We start from the raw sequence: 20,128 nt of genomic DNA, 5'->3' as shown, positions 1-20,128 counted from the left end.
CGAGACCAGTCATGAGCTTATCCACCGCCAACACCCTGAGCGCCCGCAAGCGTGAATTGCTGATGCTCCGCTTAAGGAAGGCCGCCGGCGCGGACACCCGCGGCGATGCGCCGCCGCCGATCACGCGGGCGGACCACCGCCGACCACCGCCGCTGTCGTTTGCGCAGCAACGCCTGTGGTTCCTCGACCAGCTCGACCATGCCGCCGGCGCCGCCTACCACATGCCGTCCGCGCTGCGCCTGCAGGGCAAGCTGGACAAGATCGCGCTGAAGTTCACGCTCGATCGCGTCATCGCCCGTCACGAAAGCCTGCGCACCACCTTCGCCAGCTTCGACGGCCAGACCGTGCAACTGATCGCCGCCGCCGACGCCGGCTTTGCGCTGAACGAGTGCGATCTGAGCGGCCTGGCCGCCGCTGAACGCGACAGTGCATTGGCCGCCATCGGCAGCGAGGAAGCGCTGCAGCCGTTCGACCTGGCTACCGGCCCGCTGATCCGTGGCCGCCTGGTGTGCCTGGCCGAAGACGATCATGTGCTGCTGATCACCCAGCACCATATTGTTTCGGACGGCTGGTCGATCGGCGTGCTGGTGCGCGAGGTGAGCACACTGTACGCAGCATTCAGCCAAGGGCGCGCTGACCCGCTGCCGCCGCTGGCGATCCAGTACGCCGACTATGCCGCCTGGCAGCGCGACTGGCTACAGGGGGATGTGCTGCAAACGCAAGCTGCATTCTGGAAAGCGCAATTGAGCGGCGCCCCGGCGCTGCTGGATTTGCCGACCGACCATCCGCGTCCGGCCCGGCAAAGCTATGCCGGCGGCAGCGTGCCGCTGGTGCTCGACGCCGAGGTCACGGCCGGCCTGAAGGCGCTGAGCCAGAAGCACGGCGCCACGCTGTTCATGATCCTGCTCGCCGGCTGGGCGACGCTGCTGGCGCGCCTGTCGGGCCAGGACGACGTGGTGGTGGGCACGCCGGTGGCAAACCGCCAGCGCACCGAGCTGGAAGGATTGATCGGTTTCTTTGCCAACACCCTGGCGCTGCGCGTCAAGTTTGCGGGCGAACTGACCGTGGCTCAACTGCTGGCGCAGGTCAGGGCGCACACGCTGGCCGCCTACGACCACCAGGACTTGCCGTTCGAGCAGGTGGTGGAAGCGGTGCAGCCGGTGCGCAGCATGGGGCACAGCCCGCTGTTCCAGGTCATGCTGAACATGAACAATGCGCCGGAAGGCGGCGCGTTGACCTTGCCTGGACTGACCATCTCCGGCGTCGAACAGCCGCATTCCACGACACAGTTTGACCTCAGTCTGACGATGTCAGACGCCGGCCGGACCATCGTCGGCGCCATCGAGTATGCGAGCGACCTGTTCGAAGAAGCGACAATCGTGCGCATGGTCGGTCATCTGACCACCGTGCTGCGTGCCATGGCCGCAGACGACCAGCAAAGCGTGGCTTGCCTGCCATTGCTGACTGCGGCGCAACGCCAGCAGGTGGTGGCGGACTTCAACTGCACGGCCGCCGTTTATCCATTAGACCAGCTGGTACATCAACTGTTCGAAATCCAGGCCGGCGCCAATCCACAGGCGCTGGCGCTGGTGCACGCTGACAGCCGACTTAGCTACGCCGAATTGAATTGCCGCGCCAACCGCCTGGCGCATCACCTGCGCGGCCATGGCGTCCGGCCGGACCAGCGCATCGCCCTATGCATGGAGCGCGGCGTCGACCAGATGGTCGGCATGCTGGCCATCCTCAAGGCCGGCGGTGCTTACGTGCCGCTCGATCCTGCCTATCCAGCCGACCGCCTGGCCTACATGCTCAGGGACAGCGCACCGCTGGTGCTGCTGACCCAGGCCGCACAGACGACCTGGCTGGCGCAGGTGGCGCCAGCCAGTTTGCCGATCGTGGTGGTGGACGATGCTGACGAAGCCGGCCGCATCGCCGCGCAGCCGGACCACGACCCCGACGAGGCGGCCATCGGCCTGATGCCGCACCATCTGGCTTACATCATCTATACCTCGGGCTCCACCGGCCAGCCCAAGGGCGTGATGGTCGAACACCGCAATGTCCTCAATTTCATTGACCATCACATCAAGGCCTGCGGCCTGAACGCGGCCGACCGTGTGCTGCAATTTGCCTCGTTCGCCTTTGATGCCTCGGTGGGCGAGATTTTCCCGACCCTGTCGGTGGGCGCCGCAATCGTGCTGCGTCCGGCGGACATGGTCGTGCCCGACATGGCCTTCGTCGACCTGCTCGACGCGCACGGCATCACCGTCAGCGACCTGCCCACCGCTTTCTGGCACCAGTGGGTGCAGGAAGTGCAGGCCGGCCGAAGCCGTGCCGCTGCGACCCTGCGCCTGATCATCGCCGGCGGCGAGAAGACAGAGCAGCGCCACCTGGCAGCCTGGCTGGCCGAGCCCGGCGTGCGCGCATGCCGCTGGCTCAATACCTACGGTCCGACCGAAACCACGGTCACCGTCACTTCCGTGGCATACGACAGCGGCAGCATCCTGCCGGCCCAGCACATCCCGATCGGCCGTCCGAATGCCAACACCTGCCTTTACATCCTCGATCAGCAGCTGCAACCGGTGCCGGTCGGCGTCAGCGGCGAGATCCACGTGGGCGGCGATGGCGTTGCCCGTGGCTATCTGCACCGCCCGGAACTGACCAGCGAGCGCTTCATCGCCGACCCGTTCTCCGGCCAGCCGCACGCCCGTCTCTACAAGACCGGTGACCTGGGCCGCTGGACGACGGACGGTGTCATTGAATACCTGGGCCGCAACGACTTCCAGGTCAAGATCCGCGGCTTTCGCATCGAGCTGGGCGAAATCGAAGCCCGCCTGGCGGCCTGCGACGGTGTCAGGGAAGCCATCGTCATTGCCCGCGAAGATGTACCCGGAGACAAGCGTCTGGTGGCCTACCTGATCGCGCATGACGGCGCCAGTCTGGCGCCGGCCGCATTGCGCGCCGAGCTGGCGCGGCATCTGACCGACTACATGATCCCGGTGGCGTTCGTCGTGCTCGGCGCCTTCCCGCTAACCCCGACCAACAAGATCGACCGCAAGGCCTTGCCGGCGCCGGACGGTTCGGCCGCCGCCGCGCGCGAGTATCGGGCGCCGCAAGGCCAGATCGAAGCGGCGTTGGCCGCCATCTGGTGTGCGCTGCTGAATCTGGAACGGGTCGGCCGGCAGGACCATTTTTTCGAACTGGGCGGCCATTCGCTGCTGGCCGTGCAACTGATGGCGCGCATTCGGCAGGAAATGGAACTCGATATCAGTCTGCGCGAGCTGTTCGCCGGTCCCACCCTGTCGGCGCTGGCACAAGCCGCGGGCCGGGCCCGTCGTGTGCGGACCGAGGCGATCCCGCTGGCCGACCGCAGCCAGCCTTTGCCGCTGTCCCATGCCCAGCAGCGCCTGTGGTTCCTCGACCGCCTCGATCATGCCGCCAGCGTGGCCTATCACATGCCGACCGCCTTGCGTCTGCGGGGCAAGCTGGACAAGCTGGCCCTCAAGGCCACGCTTGACCGCGTGGTGAGCCGCCACGAAAGCCTGCGCACCCGTTTCATCGATGTCGATGGCACACCGGTGCAGGTCATCGCCACGGCGGACGCCGGCTTTGCACTCGGCGAGCGCGACTTGAGCCAGCTCGCCGGCCCGGAGCGCGAAGATGCGGTGCGCCGCCTGGCCGACGATGAGGCCATCCAGCCCTTCGACCTGGCGGCCGGAGCGCTGATACGCGGCCAGTTGCTGCATCTGGCCGCGGACGAGCATGTCCTGCTGCTCAATCAGCATCACATCATCTCCGACGGCTGGTCGATCGGCATACTGGTGCGCGAGATCAGCACGCTGTACGCCGCCTTCAGCGCTGGCCAGGCCGATCCGCTGCCGCCGCTGGCGATCCAGTATGCCGACTATGCGGCATGGCAGCGCGGCTGGCTGCAGGGCGATGTCCTGCAAGCGCAGAGCGCGTTCTGGAAAGAACAATTGACAGGTGCGCCGGCGCTGCTGGAACTGCCGACCGACCGTCCGCGTCCGGCCCGGCAAAGCTACGCCGGCGGCAGCGTGCAGGTGAGCTTCGATGCCGCGCTGACCGCCGGTCTGAAGGCGCTGAGCCAGAAGCACGGCGCGACGCTGTTCATGACCCTGCTGGCAGGCTGGGCCGCGCTGCTGGCGCGCCTGTCGGGCCAGGATGATGTGGTGGTCGGCACGCCGGTGGCCAACCGTCAGCGCGCCGAGGTGGAGGGCTTGATCGGCTTCTTCGTCAACACGCTGGCGCTGCGGGTGAAGCTGGAGGGCGATCCGAGCGTGGCGCAGCTGCTGGCGCAAGTCAAGGCGCACACGCTGGGGGCGTACGAGCATCAGGATCTGCCGTTCGAGCAGATCGTGGAAGCGGTGCAGCCGGCGCGCAGCATGCGCCACAGCCCGCTGTTCCAGGTCATGCTCAATCTGGACAACGCACCGGCCGCCGCCGCCGCGCCCCTGGGGGATCTGGTGCTCAGCGGCGTCGAGCAGGCCTATCACACCACCCAGTTCGATATCAGCCTCAACCTGACGCAGACGGGCCACGCCATCGTCGGCAACCTGCGCTACGCCAGCGACCTGTTCGACGCCGCCACCATCGAACGCATCGCCGGCTATTTCACCAGCCTGCTGCGTGCCATGGTCGCCGACGACAGCATGGCGCTGAGCCGCGTGGCGCTGCTCGGCGCCGCCGAGCGCCGCCAGGTACTGGCAGATTTCAACGACACCACCCAGGCCTATCCCGACGACAAGCTGCTGCATCAATTCTTCGAGGAGCAGGTTCGCCGCAGTCCGCAGGCGAGCGCGCTGATTTTCGAAGGCCAGCACCTCAGCTACGATGCGCTCAATCGCCGCGCCAACCGGCTGGCGCACCATCTGCGCAGCCACGGCGTGCAACCGGATTCGCGCGTGGCCATCTGCATGGAGCGCAGCATCGAGATGGTGGTCGGCCTGCTGGCCATCGTCAAGGCCGGCGGTGCCTATGTGCCGCTCGATCCGGGCTATCCCGCCGACCGCCTGGCGTACATGCTGGCCGATTGCACCCCGGCCATCCTGCTGACGCACAGCGCGGTGGCCGGGTGCCTCGATGCCGGCCAAACGCGGGCCATCGTCGTCGATGCCGGGGACGATGCGCGCGCCATTGCGGCACAATCGGACGCCAACCCGGACGCTGAGGCCATCGGCCTGCATGCGGGCCACCTCGCCTATGTGATCTACACCTCCGGCTCCACCGGCCAGCCCAAGGGCGCGATGAACGAGCATGGCGCGGTGGTCAACCGCCTGTGCTGGATGCAACAGGCGTTCTGCCTCGGTGCCGATGACCGCGTCCTGCAAAAAACGCCGTTCAGCTTTGACGTGTCTGTGTGGGAGTTCTTCTGGCCGCTGATGTCTGGCGCCACGCTGGTGGTCGCCCGTCCGGAAGGCCACAAGTCACCCGATTATCTGGCGGCGCTGATCGAGCAGGCCGCAGTGACGACGATGCACTTCGTGCCGTCGATGCTGCAAGCCTTTGTGAGCGCATGCGGCGACTGGCGGGGCGGCAGCCTGAAACGCGTGTTCTGCAGCGGAGAGGCGTTGCCGCCCCAGTTGAGCGAGCGCTTCCTGCGGACCTGGCCAGAAGTCGAGCTGCACAATCTGTATGGCCCGACCGAAGCCGCGGTGGACGTCACGTGGCAGCATTGCGTGCCCGGTGACGGTGCGGCCAGCGTATCGATCGGCCGGCCGATCGCCAATACGCGCATCTACATCCTCGACCGTCACCTGCAGCCGGTGCCGGTGGGCGTGGCGGGCGAGATCCACATCGCCGGCGTGCAGGTCGGGCGCGGTTATCTGAACCGCGCGGAATTGACGGCGGAACGCTTCATCCGCGACCCTTACGCCGATGCCGCCGGCGCGCGGCTGTACAAGACCGGGGACCTTGGGCGCTGGCTGGCGGACGGTTCCATCGACTACCTTGGACGCAATGACTTCCAGGTCAAGATCCGCGGCTTCCGCATCGAGCTGGGCGAGATCGAGACGCGCCTGCTGGCATGCGACGGCGTGGCAGAAGCGCTGGTCGTCGCCCGCGAAGACGCGCCAGGCGAGAAACGGCTGGTGGCCTACCTGCGCGCGTCCGGCGCGGCGCCTGTCGCTGGCGAACTGCGCGCCCAGCTTGGCGCCCATCTGGCCGATTACATGATTCCCAGCGCCTTCGTCACGCTCGACGCCTTCCCGCTGACCAGCAACGGCAAACTGGACCGCAAGGCCTTGCCGGTACCCGACCGCTCGGCCGTCGAAGCGGCGGCATACCAGGCGCCGCAAGGCGGCACCGAGGCCGCCATCGCGGCCATCTGGCAGCAATTGCTGGGCATCGAACAAGTCGGCCGCGATGACCACTTCTTCGCCCTGGGCGGCCACTCGCTGCTGGCGGTGCAGGTGGTGTCGCGGCTGCGCCAGGCTTTCGAGGTGGAGATTGCCCTGCACGACCTGTTCGACGATCCTTCTCTCATCGCGCTGGCGCAACTGGTGGATGTCGCCGGACGATCGACCATGACGGCCATTGTCCGGGCAGATCGCAGCCAACCGCTGCCGCTGTCGTGGGCGCAGCAGCGCCTGTGGTTCCTCGACCAGCTGGACGCAACGGCGGGCGCGGCCTATCACATTCCGTTCGGCCTCAAGCTCAGCGGCGCGCTCGACAAGCCGGCCCTGAGGGCTGCGCTGGACCGCATCGTTGCCCGCCACGAGGCGCTGCGCACCACTTTCGTCAAAGCCGAAGGCCAGGCAGTGCAGGTCATCGCTCCCGCCGACACAGGCTTCGCACTGGAGGAGCGCGACCTGAGTTCGTTGCCGGGCCACGAACTCCTGTTTACTGCCGACAGCATGGGCGTGGCCGAGGCGCACCAGCCCTTCGATTTGGCGCAGGGTCCGCTGGTGCGCGGTTGCTTGCTACGTTTGTCCGAACAGGAACATATCCTGTTGATCACGTTGCACCACATCATAGCCGACGGCTGGTCGCTCGGCGTGCTGATGGAGGAACTGGCTGCATTGTATGGCGCCTGCAGTCAGGGTCTGCCCGACCCGTTGCCGGCGCTGGCAATCCAGTACGCCGACTATGCCGCCTGGCAGAGAGAATGGCTGCAAGGCGCGGCGCTGCAGGCCCAGATCGGCTACTGGAGGCAGCATCTGGACGGCGCGCCAGCGCTGCTGACACTGCCGACCGACCGCAACCGCCCGGCAGTACAAGGCTATGCCGGCGGTGCGGTGCCCTTCGTGGTGCCGGCCGACGTGGCCGCCGGTCTGCGCGCGCTGGCGCAGCGCCACGGCGCGACCCTGTTCATGACCATGCTGGGCGCGTGGGCGGTCCTGCTGTCGCGCCTGTCGGGACAGGGCGACGTGGTGATCGGCGTGCCGGTGGCCAACCGCCAGCGCGCGGAGGCGGAAAGCCTGATCGGTTTCTTCGTGAATACGCTGGCGGTGCGGGTACGGCTCGAGGACGATCCGACGGTCGCTGCCCTGCTGGCGCAGGTCAAGGCCGATACGCTGGCCGCCTATGCCCATCAGGACTTGCCATTCGATCAAGTGGTGGAAGCGCTCAAGCCGCCGCGCAGCATGAGCCACAGTCCGATCTTCCAGGCCATGCTCAACATGACCACCGCACAGGCCGGCCGCACCGCACAGTTGCCGGGACTGCGGCTGGAGCAGACTCCGGTCGACAGCAGCAGCGTGCACTTTGACCTGTCGCTGACGCTGGCCGATGGCGGCGAGGCGATTCATGGCGGCATCGCCTATGCGAGCGAGCTGTTCGACGAAAGCACCGTGCAGCGCTTTGCTGCCATGTTTCACACCCTGCTGCGGGAGATCAGTGGCGGCGTGCACGCCGATGCCGGGCGCGTGAGCGGCCTGGGCATGCTTGACGCCGCGGCACGCCAGCAGGTGCTGGTCGATTTCAACCAGACCCGCACCGCATATGCCGACGACCGTTTGCTGTCCACCATCTTCGAAGAGCAGGTGGCCCTGCGTCCGGCCGCACCTGCCGTGATCTGCGAGGGCCGGAGCCTCAGCTTCGCTGAACTGAACTGCCGTGCCAACCGCCTTGCCCACGCCCTGATCGCCAGGGGCGTGCGACCGGACAGTCTGGTGGCGCTGTGCGTGGAGCGCAGCGTCGAGATGTTGGTCGGCATCCTTGGCATCCTCAAGGCCGGCGGCGCCTACGTCCCGCTTGATCCCAATCATCCACAGGAGCGACTGGCCTATGTGCTGGAAGACTGCGCGCCGACGGCGCTGGTGACCAGCCGCGCACTGCTCGGCAAGCTGCCGGTCTTGACCCTGAGCCGCGTACCGGCGCTGCTGCTGGACGACACCGTCGAAGCTGGGCCGGAAGGTGCCGGCGAGAGCAATCCGGACCCGCAGGCCCTGGGCCTGACCGCGCGCCACCTGGCGTATGTGATCTACACTTCGGGATCGACCGGCAACGCCAAAGGCGTGATGGTCGAACACGCCTCGCCGGTCAACTTCTGGCACGTGCTCGAGCGCACCACGCATCGCTATTGCACGCCGCACGCCAACGTGGCGCTCAACGCCGCGTATTCCTTCGACATGTCGCTCAAGGGCATCCTGCAATTGCTGTCGGGACGCTGCGTGGTGCTGATTCCAGAACTGATCCGCGCGGATGGTCCTGCGCTGCTGCGCTTCCTGGCACAGCACCGCATCGAGGCCTTCGATTGCACGCCGTCGCAGCTGTCGGTGCTGCTGTCGGCCGGTCTGATCGGCAACCCTGCGTACCAGCCGGTCAGCGTGCTGATCGGCGGCGAGCCGATCGACGCCGTGATGTGGCAAACCCTGAAGGCAGCGCCGGACATCCGTTTCTACAATATGTACGGTCCGACCGAATGCACGGTCGATGCCACCATCTGCCAGATCCGCGAGGCGGGGGATACGCCCAACATCGGCTGGCCGATCGACAACATGCAGATCTATCTGCTCGACCAGCACGGGCAGCCTGTGCCGCCTGGCGTGGCCGGAGAGATCCATATTGGCGGTATCGGCGTGGCGCGCGGCTACCTGCGGCGCCCGCAACTGACCGCCGAGCGCTTCCTGGCTGACGCGTTCAGCACGAGGGACCGCGCGCGCGTCTACAAGACCGGCGACCTTGGTCGCTGGCTGCCGGATGGCCGTATCGAATATCTCGGCCGTAACGACTTCCAGGTCAAGATCCGCGGCTTCCGTATCGAGCTGGGGGAGATCGAGGCCAAACTGGTCGGCTGCGACGGCGTGCGCGATGCGCTGGTGGTGGCAACCGACGATGCCAATCTCGGCAAGCGCCTGGTGGCGTATGTGACGGCGCGCCAGGGAGCGCAGCTGAGCGGCGGGGCGCTGCGCTCGGCGCTGGCGGCGCAACTGGCCGACTACATGGTGCCGGCCGCCTTTGTGGTGCTGGCGGCCTTCCCCCTCAATGCCAATGGCAAGGTGGACCGCAAGGCTCTGCCGCCGCCCGATGCCGGCGCTTTCGCCAGCCGCGCTTATGCGCCGCCGCAGGGGCGCGTCGAGCAGATGGTTGCGCAATTGTGGCAGGAGCTACTGGGCGTGCGGCAGGTCGGCCGTCTTGACCACTTCTTTGAACTGGGCGGCCACTCCCTGCTGGCGGTGCAGTTCGCGTCCCGCCTGCGTGATGCGCTCGGCATCGAGCTGCCGCTGCGAGAGCTGTTTGCCCATCCCACGGTGCAGGCACTGGCAGAGGCCATCGGCGCGCTCGGGCTATGCCAACAGGACGGCAACCTGGTGCTGATCCGCGCCGGTGGCAAGCAGCGTCCGCTGTTTCTGGTGCATCCCGGTGAAGGCGAAATCGGCTACGCGCGCAGCCTGGCGCCCTGGCTCGACGGCGAACTGCCGCTGTACGGCCTGGCCGCGAGCGGCTTCGTGGCGGGCGAGGTGCCGGCGTGCAGTGTGGAAGAGATGGCGGCCAGTTATGTGCACCAGATCCGCGCGGTGCAGCCGCAGGGACCCTATCGCCTGGCCGGATGGTCGGCGGGCGGCACCATCGCTTACGAGATGGCCAATCAGCTTATCGGCGCTGACCAGACGGTCGAATTCCTCGGCTTGATCGACACCCGCTGCGACTACAGCGAGCCGCCGGAAGCAGCGCTGGCGACGGCCGATGGCGGCGCCGCCTACCGCCGCGCCGTGCCCGCCGAGTTCGACGCCTGGATGCGCTCCATGGCGTGGGTGCCGGCGCACGCGTCCGATGAAGTGCGCGCCGAACTGTTGGCGCTGGACGGCAATGTCGAGGCCATGCTGGCCCGCTGCCAGGGTGCCGGTCTGCTGCCGCCGCAGATTGGCGCCGACATGCTGCGCCGCTATCTGGCGGTCCAGCATGCGATTGCCGTGGCGCTGCGCCAGTACGCCCGGCCATCTATCCCGGCCGGTATTACATTGTTCACGGCGACCGACGAGCAGCGCGCCGACACCTCGCTCGGCTGGCGCGCCGCCGTCGGTCGGCGCCTGAGCGTCAGGCCGGTGGGCGGCAACCACCGCTCGATCATGGAAATGCCATGGATCGAGCGGCTGGGCGCGGTGCTGAGCGCTGCACTGGGCAATGTCACCGATACCGCACCGCGCTATGAGGAACTGGCATACGCGCCGCGCATCCCGATCCAGAGTGGTCGTCCGCAGGTGGCGCCGCTGTTCTGCGTGCCCGGCGCCGGGGCCAGCATCACTGCCTTCACTTCGCTGGCGCAGGCGGTGGACGCGACACTGCCGATCTATGGCCTGCAACCGCGCGGCCTGTGCGGCACGCTGGTGCCGCACATCGACGTGCCGAGCGCGGCGCGCAGCTATGTCGCCGCCATCCGCGAGGTGGCGCCGCACGGGCCGTACCGCTTGCTGGGGCATTCCTTCGGCGGCTGGGTGGCGCTGGAGGTTGCGCGCCAACTGGTGGCGGCCGGGGAAACCGTGTCGGCGCTGGTGATACTCGACACCGATGCGCCGTCGTTGCCGGGCGCGCCGCCGCATCGTCACAGCCGCATCGACATGCTGTTGCGGCTGGTCGAGATTTTCGAGCTGAACCTGAACCAAACGCTGGGCTTGACGGCGGCCGATTTTGCCGGGGGCGACCACGAGGAACAGCTTGCCGTGCTGCTGGCCCGGCTGGTGGCGGTCAGGCTGATGCCTCCCGGTACATCGGTGCGCACCCTGCAAGGCATCGTGCGCGTGTTCGAGACGAATCTGAACACCGACTATCAGCCGCACGGCCGCTACCTGGGCCCCGTGCATCTGGTGGCCGTGCCGCAGGAGAAGCCGGACGGCGGTTGGCAGTACGACCCAGACGATCTCCTGACGCGCTGGCGCCGCTTTGCTCCCGATATCCGTTTCCTCGACGGTCCGGGCAATCACATGACGTTGCTGCAACGGCCACATATCGATGCCGTTGCCGCATGGATCCTCCCCTTACTGAAGGATGTTAAATGACTCACGCCGCCACCATGGAAATCCGCTCCCCCGGGAGCTGCGAGACTGTCGCTGTGCAGGACGCGAAACCGACCAAACCGGCCAGGCTGCCTGCCGAGCGACTCAGCCCCGTGTTTTACACGATCTGGTTCGGCCAGGCGATCTCGATGTTCGGCACGATGCTGACTTCGTTCGCGCTGGGAGTCTGGCTGTTCCAACGTACCGGTTCGGTGCTGGACTTCACCGAACTGACACTGTTTTCCACCCTGCCGGCGCTGCTGCTGTTGCCGTGGACCGGCAGCCTGGCAGACCGTCTCGACCGCCGCAAGATCCTGATCGCCTGCGACGCGCTGGCGCTGTGCTGCGTGTCCACCATCGGCGTGCTGGTCTGGCTGGACCGCTTTGAACTGTGGCAGTTGTTCGCCGTGCAGGCGCTGCTGTCGGTCGGCATGGCCTTCCAGGGACCGGCCGCCTACGCCGCCATCACCAGCATCGTGAACAAGAGCCAGTTCGGCCGCGCCAACGGCATGTTCAGCATGGCCGGCGCGCTGTCGCAGATCGCCGCTCCGCTGCTGGCCGCTGGCATGCTGGGCATGATCGGGCTGTCGGGTATCGTGGTGCTGGATATCCTGACGTTCTATATCGCCTTGTCGAGTCTGGCCATTGCCAAGCTGCCGTCTGTCGAGAAGGCGACGGTGGCCAAATCCAGGCGCTCCGCCTTCCGCGACCTGGGCTGGTCGTTCGACTTCCTGCGCCAGCGTCCCGCCATGGCGCTGCTGTATGCGTACACCAGCATGGGCGGCTTCATGGCGGGCATGGTGATCGTGCTGGTGACGCCGCTGGTGCTGTCGATGCATAGCACCGCTTCGCTGGCGTTGATCACCACCTGTGGCGCGCTGGGCGCCCTGTTGAGCGGCGTCGTGATGGTGACCTGGGGCGGTCCGAAGCGATGGACCCCGCTGGTGCTGGGGTTCAATCTGCTGGCCGGGGTGGCGATCGCCGTGGCTGGCGTCACGCAGTCGGTGCTGTTGCTGGGCGCCGCCTCCTTTGTCGTCATGCTCAGCACCACAACCCTCGGAACCTGCATGCAGGCGGTGTGGCGGCGCAAGGTGCCGCGTGAACGCCAGGGCAGCTTCGCGGCCCTGCAGCAGGCTGTGCAAATGAGCCTGATTCCGCTCAGCGCGCTGGCTGGCGGCAACCTGGCGCATCACGTATTCGAGCCGGCCCTGATGCCCGGCGGCGTCTGGTTCGACACAATCGGCACCTGGTTCGGCAGCGGCAAGGGGCGCGGCACGGGATTCTTCTTCTTCACGGTCGGACTGACGGCGGCGTGTGTTTCGCTGGTGTCGCTGTTGCAGCGCCGGCTGTACCGCCTGGAAAGCGAGGTACCGGACGCTTTTTAGGTACAGCTCAGCATTCATTTAACCCATCGCTCATCGCATCGTTCATCGACAAGAGGAATCAAAATGACCATGACTCAGGAACCGATTCAGCTTCATCCCAAAACATCTTACCGCAAGCAGGCGGCCGCGCCCGTGTTCGAAACGGCGCACGCCCAGATCGTCGGCGTCGGCACTGCCACGCCGGCTACGGCGTACAGCCAGCAGGACGTGCTGGACGCCTTCAACATTGACGACCGCCGCATCCGCCTGATGTTCTTGAGCGGCTCGGTCGAACGCCGCCACCTGACGCTGCCGCAGCCGGCGGCGGACGGTACCCTCGTCGTCGAAACCCAGGGGGAGCTGCTGAAGAAGCACAGCACCCAGGCGCTGGAAATCGGTGAGCGCGCGGTGCTGGCCTGCCTGCAGCAGGTGGGCGCCAGCCTGGAAGACATTCGCTACCTGTGCTGTGTCACCACCACGGGCATGCTGACTCCGGGCCTCAGTGCGCTGCTGTGCAAGCGCATGAATCTGCGGCGCGACTGCGCCCGGCTCGACATCGTCGGCATGGGCTGCAACGCCGGCCTCAACGGTCTGAACGCGGTGACGTCGTGGACCCAGGCCCATCCCGGAAAGCTGGCCATCATGCTTTGCGTGGAAATCTGCTCGGCCGCCTATGTGATCGACGGCACCATGCAGACCGCCGTGGTCAACAGCCTGTTCGGCGATGGCGCCGGGGCGCTGGCCGTGGTGGCCGACCGCCAACGCGTGCCGAACATGCCCACCATTCTCGGCTTTAACAGTTGCGTGGTGGCCGAGGCGATCGATGCCATGCGCTTCGACTGGGATGACAGTCATGGCAAGTTCAGCTTTTTCCTTGCGCAGGACGTGCCTTATGTGGTGGGCGCCAATGCCGAGCCGGTGATCGACCAGTTGCTGGCCGAAGCCGGCCTGCGCCGCAGTGAGATTTCCCACTGGATCGTCCACTCCGGCGGCAAGAAGGTGATCGATTCAGTGAAAGTCAACCTCGGTCTGACGGCGCGCGACGTGCGGCATACGCTGAGCGTCCTGCGCGACTACGGAAACATGTCGAGCGGCTCCTTCCTGTTTTCTTACCAGCGCTTGCTGGATGAGGGCTTGGTGAGTCCCGGCGACTATGCCGTGATGATGACCATGGGACCGGGCGCGACTATCGAGACCGCGCTGCTTCAGTGGTAAGACGCAGCCGCATTTTTCTTCAGGAAGTTGCTTCATACATTTAATTTAGACAGTTTTTTCAGACCAACTCTACGCAAAGGAAATCATCATGTTCAAGTTCAACTCCATCTCGCATATCGAAGGCCGCACCGTGGTCCGCCTGGAACTCGACGTCTCCGGCTCCCTGGACAAATCGCTGGTCGACAGCATTAACAGCGCCTGTGATTGCGTGGAAGATGCAGGCACGGGTGCCACGCTGCTGGTGGCGATGAGCGCTCGCCCGCAAGATGCCGCCGAGGCGGCCAGAGGAAAACCCGACGTGGCGCTGGTCAACCAGTGGGAGCGCGCCTTGCGCCGCATCGAACGCCTCAACGCCGTCACCATCTTGGCCGTCAGTGGCTCTTGTAACGACCTCGGCATCGCGGTCATGCTGACCACCGACTACCGCATCGCTGCCGAGGGGCTGTCCATGAGCCTGTGCCGCCGCGATGGCAGCATTCTGCCCGGCATGGTGCTGCATCGCCTGGCGAACCAGATCGGTGTGACGTGGTCGCGCCGCTTCGCTCTGCTGGGTATGCCGTTGAACGCATCGCTGGCGCAGTCGCTGGGTCTGGTCGACGAGATCGCGGGCGATGTCGAGTCGGCCGCCAGCGCCTTCCTGAAGACGCTGTGCCCGACCATCGCCGGCGACCTGCCAGTGCGCCGCCGCTTGCTGCTGGATGCTTCGGCGCTCAGCTATGACGACGGCCTCGGCACCCATCTCGCGGCCTGCGACCGCCTGTTGCGCACCACGCAGCAGCCGGTTGCCGCTGTCGTGCATGCGCCTGCCCCCGTTGCTGCAATCGAGTGCGTCAACTAAGGAGGGCACTTTCCCCGCGCACTACGGCATGCCTTCATTCATTCACCGACAAGGATCAACCATGAGCTTCGCCCAGCACTCTTCCACCGGCCCGACCATCATGCGGCATACATGGCGCCAATGGCGCGATGCGCCACCGGCCATCACCCGCGTGCCCGACACCGACGCCCGCGCGCTCGCCTGCCATGTCGCCGACGGCGAGGCATTGTTGGCGCAGTTGCCGGCCAAGCCGCTGCGCTCTGCCGAACAGTGCGCCGCCGCCGAGGCCATCCACGGCGCCAGTCGCGCAGCGCGCACCAACTTCCTGCGTCTGCACGCCGACTGGGTATATGACCGCCTGACGGCCGGCAAGACCCTGCGCCCGCAACTGGCCGAACTGGCGTATGCGGCTGCGGAGCTGTTTCCCGGCCTGGTCCCGGATCAAGCGGCAATCACCCAGGAGCGCCTGTCGCCGCAGGGGGACAAGGAAGCGCGAGAAATCGACCAGGGCATTTTCTTTTCTGAGGTGCTCGCCGCGCCGGCCAGCGGCCGGCACCTCGTCGAGAGCATGCTGTATCCGGGTGCGCGCGCCCAGGCATTGCTGGCGCAATTCCGCAGCGACGGCCGGCTCGATTTGCCGACCCTGACCCTGGAACGGCGCGATTTTGCCGCCCACCTCACCGTCAACAACCCGCGCTGCCTCAACGCCGAGGACGAGCAGCTGATCGAAGACATGGAAACTGCGGTCGATCTGGCCCTGCTCGACGATGCGGTGCGTGTATGCGTGCTGCGCGGCGGCATCATGAGCCATCCGAAGTACGCCGGCCGCCGCGTATTCAGCGCCGGCATCAATCTCAAGAACCTGCACAACGGCCGCATCTCGTTGGTTGACTTCCTGCTGCGGCGAGAGCTCGGCTACCTCAACAAGATGCTGCGCGGCCTGCTGGTTGATGTGCCTGAGGATAGGCGGCCACGGCAACTGGCCAAGCCGTGGATTGCAGCCGTGGATACCTTCGCCATTGGCGGCGGCGCGCAACTGCTGCTAGTGTCGGACAAGGTGATCGGCGGCGCGGACAGCTTCTTCAGTTTGCCGGCCGCGCAGGAAGGCATCGTTCCCGGCGTGGCCAATTTGCGCCTGACGCGTTCGGTGGGCACGCGGATGGCGCGCCAGATCATCCTTGGCGGGCGCAGGGTGCACGCCGCCGAGCCGGACGGCCGCCTGCTGTTCGACGAGGTGGTGGAGCCGGCCGAACTCGATGCCGCTGTCGAGCGCAGCGTCGCCGCGTTCGACAGCCCGGCCGTGATGGCCAACAAGCGCATGCTGGTGCTGGCCGAGGAGCCGCTTGACCTGTTCCGCCAGTACATGGCTGAGTTCGCCTTCGAGCAGGCGCATCGCATGTACAGCCAGGATGTGCTGGACAAAGTGCGTCAAGCCTGAGGAGCAACCATCATGTCCACCACTCAAGCACTTTCCGGGAATGGCGTCATCCTCGAACGCAGCGCCCTGCATGCATCGGTGAGCGATCCCGCGCTCGATGCCATCAGCTTCCTCAACGAGGTCATGGATCACTATCCGCAGGCGATCTCGTTCGCGCCGGGCGCACCCTTTGCCGGCCTGTTCGACGATATCGATCTGGGTCGCTACATGGACAGGTATACGGACTACCTGGCCACAGTCAAGGGCCGCAACCCGGCCCAGATCCGCAAGCAGCTCTACCAGTACGGCCCCAGCAAAGGTATGATCAACGAGCTGATCGCCGCCGCCCTGCTGCGCGACGAGGGCATGGCGGTGACGCCGGAGTCGCTGGTGGTCACGGTTGGCTGCCAGGAAGCGTTGCTGCTGGTACTGCGCGCCCTGTGCGCCTGCGCCGACGACCTGCTGGCGGTGGTCAATCCCAGCTTTGCCGGCATCGTCGGCGCCGCCAGCGTGCTGGGCGCGCCCATCGTACCGATCGACGAAGGCCGGGGCGCCGACGGCTGGAGCGCCGGCCTCGACTGGGAACAGCTGGAGAGCGCCTGCCGCCGCGCGCGCGCCCAGGGCAAACGCATCCGCGCGCTGTACGTGGCGCCGGACTTTTCCAACCCATCCGGCACGGTGCTCGACCTGGCAGCGCGGCAGCGGCTGCTGGAACTGGCTGAACGCGAAGATTTCCTGCTGCTGGAAGACAACGCCTACGGTTTCACCGCCGCCCCAGGCACCGCGCTGCCCACCCTCAAGTCGCTCGACCGTCTCCAGCGCGTGATCTATTTCGGTACCTGCGCCAAGATCTGCATGCCGGGCGTACGGATCGGCTTTGTGGTGGCCGACCAGGCAGTGCGCGACTGTAACGGCCAGGTGCGGCTGATGGCGGACGAACTCGCGTCCCTGAAAAGCATGGTCACGGTTAACACCTCGCCAATCTGCCAAGCCATCGTCGGGGGCATGCTGCTTGAGCATGACGGTTCGCTGGCCCTCCTCAGCAAAGACAAGGGAGCGCTCTACCGCCGCAACCTTGGCCTGCTGCTGGACGCGCTGACGCGCCATGTCGGCATGAATGGTGATCCTGCTCACGGCGTGCACTGGCATGTGCCGGCCGGCGGCTTCTTCCTGCGCATGCGTCTGCCGGTGGCGGCCGACGCCGCGCTGCTCAAGGTGTGCGCCCGGGACTATGGCGTGCTGTGGACGCCGATGAGCTATTTCCATCTCAATGACGCAGGCAACCAGCAATTGCGACTCTCGTGCAGTTATTTGACGCCGCAACAGATCGACGAAGGCGCGCGCCGGCTGGCGGCTTTCCTGCATAGCGAACACGTCGGCCGGCGGCCGGCGCCGGTCCATGAACTGCTGACGGAGTATTAATTATGGGAAATATGATGCACGAGCTGGGACAGGCCACCCGCGTGCGCTATGACAAGCGCGGGCATGTGGCCTACATCACCCTCGACCGGCCGCAGGCGCTCAATGCTCTGGACCTGCGCACCCATGCCGAACTGGCGGCCATCTGGGGTGATTTCGAGCAGGATGACAACCTGTGGCTGGGCGTGCTCACCGGGGCCGGTGAGCGTGCTTTCTCGGTCGGTCAGGACCTCAAGGAACTGGTGCGGCGCAACCAGGCCGGGGTTCCGCCGTCGAGCTTTGGCAGCGCCGGCGGCACAGGCTGGCCGCGGCTGACGGAGCGTTTTTCCATGTCCAAGCCCTTGATCGCCCGGGTCAATGGTTATGCGCTGGGCGGCGGTTTCGAGCTGGCGCTGGCATGCGACATTATCGTCGCTGCCGAGCATGCGGAGTTCGCCCTCCCCGAAGCCCGGCTGGGGTTGATCGCGGGGGCTGGCGGCGTATTCCGCCTGACCCGGCAACTGCCGACCAAGACCGCCATGGGCTATCTGATGACGGGACGGCGACTGAGCGCCGAACGCGCCTACCAGCTGGGCCTGGTCAACGAGGTGGCGCCGATGGCCGAGCTGGACGCATGCGTCGAGCGCTGGGTCGATGACGTGCTGCGCAGTGCGCCGTTGTCGCTGCGGGCGATCAAGGAAGTGGCGCAGAAATCGTCGACGCTGCCGCTCGACCAGGCCTTCCAGGCCACTTACGAGTGGGAGGAGCGCCGCCGCGCCAGCACCGATTGCCTGGAGGGGCCACGCGCCTTCGTGGAGCAGCGCCCGCCTGCCTGGAAAGCCAGCTAGCTGGCGCCATGAGCAGCTCTGGCTAGCAGAATTGCTAGTACCAATCGATGCACCACTTTGATTTAATGCTTGTACCGGCCCCGCCTTTGCGGTGCCGCTCCAGGCAAGAATCAGATGAGGAGAGTGTCGATGTACCCAACCAGACTAGCCGGTGCCATGTTCGTGGCATGTGCTGCCGCAGGCTGCGCGGTCGGGCCGGATTACCGCAGTCCGGCGCTGGCCGCACCGCCACGATTCGAGGCTCCGCTGCCGCATAGCCTGCAGCAGGATGGGATGCCTCCGGTGCCGGCCGACGCCGATCTGGCCTGGTGGCGGCAGTTCGACGACCCGCTGGTGGCCGAACTGGTGCAGGCGGCGCAGGTCGATTCTCCCACCCTGGCGCAGTCGCTGGCGCGCGTGCTGCAGGCGCGCGCCGTCTACCAGGCCGCTGGCGCGGCGCGTCTGCCGGGGCTGGGCTTGAACGCCAGTGCCACCCGCGCCCGTAGCGTGAGCGCTCCCGGCGCCTCGATGGTGGCCACCACGCTTAACCGCAGTCTCGATGCCAGTTGGGAGGTCGACTTGTTTGGCGCCCGCGCCAAGGCTGCCGAGGCGGCCGATGCGCGCTGGAGCGCGCGGCTAGCCGACTGGCAGGCCGTGCGCGTATCGCTGGCGGCCGAGGTGGCTGTCACGCTGGTCGATTATCGCGCCTGCACCGTCAGCGACGACATTCTGGTACAGGATCTGCAATCGCGCCAATCGGTGGCGCGCCTGACCGGGGAAGCGCTCAAGACCGGCTACATGGCCCGCGCCGAGGGCTTCCTCAGCGACGCTTCCGTTGCGTCCGCGCGCGAGCGGCTGGTGGCCCAGCGCGCTCTGTGCGACATGGATATCAAAGCGTTGGTGGCCTTGACTGGGCTGGCCGAGCCGGACCTGCGTGCGCGCCTGGTCGCCGGCAATGGCGAGCTGCCGCGCCCGCGGGCCTTCGTGGTCGATGCGGTGCCGGCCCAGGCACTGGCGCGGCGGCCCGATATCGCCGCGGCCGAACGCGAGCTGGCGGCAGCGGCGGCCGGGATCAACGTAGCCGAGGCGCAGCGCTACCCCAGTCTGCTGTTGGGCGGCAGCATCGGCGTTGGCCGGCTGCGCAGCGGCGGCCTGTCCGGCTCGGCCGATACATGGTCGTTTGGACCGGCCTCGCTCAGCCTGCCGTTGTTCGACGGCGGCCGCCGCAAGGCCGAGGCCGCCGAGGCCCGGGGCTTCTATGACGAGCAGGCCGGGGTGTACCGGCAGCGCGTGCGCGAAGCCGTGCGCGAAATCGAGGAAGCGCTGGTGCGGCTCGACGCGGCGGCCCGCCGCGAAGCGGACGCCGACATTGCCGCGCGCCAGTATGAACGCTATTTCCAGGCCAGCGACGAGAAATTCCGCGCCGGTGCCAGCGGGCTGCTGGACCTGGAAGAGGCGCGCCGCAACAGCCTGTCTGCGCGCCTGACGCACGTCGGCGTCCGGCTCGACAGGGTGCAGGCCTGGATCGCGCTGTACAAGGCACTCGGCGGGGGCTGGCAGGCCGTGCCTCTCGCTGCCCCGCATGCCATGCCGCCGGTGGCCATCAAACCCGGCGAGCTGCCGCCCAGTTCCTAATTCAC

At 66.8% G+C, this 20,128-nt stretch carries 8 protein-coding genes; all 8 read left to right on the top strand.

Annotation, left to right across the window (positions count from 1 at the left end; translation table 11 throughout):
• Nucleotides 1–11: 11 nt before the first annotated feature.
• Nucleotides 12–11,453: a non-ribosomal peptide synthetase gene (locus AC07VH_RS26095; RefSeq protein WP_494804036.1), complete on the top strand. Its 11,442-nt coding sequence runs from the start codon at nucleotides 12–14 to the stop codon at nucleotides 11,451–11,453.
• A complete protein-coding gene (locus AC07VH_RS26090) occupies nucleotides 11,450–12,835 on the top strand; it encodes an MFS transporter (protein ID WP_489629105.1) in 1,386 nt (461 codons plus the stop codon). Before AC07VH_RS26095 ends, AC07VH_RS26090 begins: the two co-directional genes overlap by 4 nt.
• A 63-nt stretch (nucleotides 12,836–12,898) precedes the next feature.
• A complete protein-coding gene (gene dpgA / locus AC07VH_RS26085; RefSeq protein ID WP_475418041.1) occupies nucleotides 12,899–14,029 on the top strand; it encodes a 3,5-dihydroxyphenylacetyl-CoA synthase DpgA in 1,131 nt (376 codons plus the stop codon).
• Nucleotides 14,030–14,117: 88 nt separating this feature from the next.
• On the top strand, nucleotides 14,118–14,867 hold the full coding sequence (dpgB, locus tag AC07VH_RS26080) for an enoyl-CoA-hydratase DpgB (RefSeq protein ID WP_494788754.1): 750 nt from the start codon (nucleotides 14,118–14,120) through the stop codon (nucleotides 14,865–14,867).
• Between the two features lie 61 nt (nucleotides 14,868–14,928).
• Nucleotides 14,929–16,284: a (3,5-dihydroxyphenyl)acetyl-CoA 1,2-dioxygenase DpgC gene (dpgC, locus tag AC07VH_RS26075; RefSeq protein ID WP_494788755.1), complete on the top strand. Its 1,356-nt coding sequence runs from the start codon at nucleotides 14,929–14,931 to the stop codon at nucleotides 16,282–16,284.
• Between the two features lie 12 nt (nucleotides 16,285–16,296).
• Complete coding sequence (locus tag AC07VH_RS26070) at nucleotides 16,297–17,685, top strand: aminotransferase-like domain-containing protein (RefSeq protein ID WP_494788756.1); 1,389 nt, start codon at nucleotides 16,297–16,299, stop codon at nucleotides 17,683–17,685.
• An 11-nt stretch (nucleotides 17,686–17,696) separates the two neighbouring features.
• Complete coding sequence (gene dpgD / locus AC07VH_RS26065; RefSeq protein WP_475418046.1) at nucleotides 17,697–18,509, top strand: enoyl-CoA-hydratase DpgD; 813 nt, start codon at nucleotides 17,697–17,699, stop codon at nucleotides 18,507–18,509.
• A gap of 129 nt (nucleotides 18,510–18,638) precedes the next feature.
• A complete protein-coding gene (locus tag AC07VH_RS26060) occupies nucleotides 18,639–20,123 on the top strand; it encodes an efflux transporter outer membrane subunit (protein ID WP_494788757.1) in 1,485 nt (494 codons plus the stop codon).
• Nucleotides 20,124–20,128 lie beyond the last annotated feature (5 nt).

The organism is Janthinobacterium sp. GW821-FHT03C10 (assembly GCF_059420865.1).
This window is presented reverse-complemented; position numbering and strand designations above follow the sequence as displayed.

Coding starts and splice junctions, on each gene's coding strand:
- AC07VH_RS26095 (WP_494804036.1), top strand. CDS start 12: ATGAGCTTATCCACCGCCAACACCCTGAGCGCCCGCAAGCGTGAATTG.
- AC07VH_RS26090 (WP_489629105.1), top strand. CDS start 11,450: ATGACTCACGCCGCCACCATGGAAATCCGCTCCCCCGGGAGCTGCGAG.
- dpgA (WP_475418041.1), top strand. CDS start 12,899: ATGACCATGACTCAGGAACCGATTCAGCTTCATCCCAAAACATCTTAC.
- dpgB (WP_494788754.1), top strand. CDS start 14,118: ATGTTCAAGTTCAACTCCATCTCGCATATCGAAGGCCGCACCGTGGTC.
- dpgC (WP_494788755.1), top strand. CDS start 14,929: ATGAGCTTCGCCCAGCACTCTTCCACCGGCCCGACCATCATGCGGCAT.
- AC07VH_RS26070 (WP_494788756.1), top strand. CDS start 16,297: ATGTCCACCACTCAAGCACTTTCCGGGAATGGCGTCATCCTCGAACGC.
- dpgD (WP_475418046.1), top strand. CDS start 17,697: ATGATGCACGAGCTGGGACAGGCCACCCGCGTGCGCTATGACAAGCGC.
- AC07VH_RS26060 (WP_494788757.1), top strand. CDS start 18,639: ATGTACCCAACCAGACTAGCCGGTGCCATGTTCGTGGCATGTGCTGCC.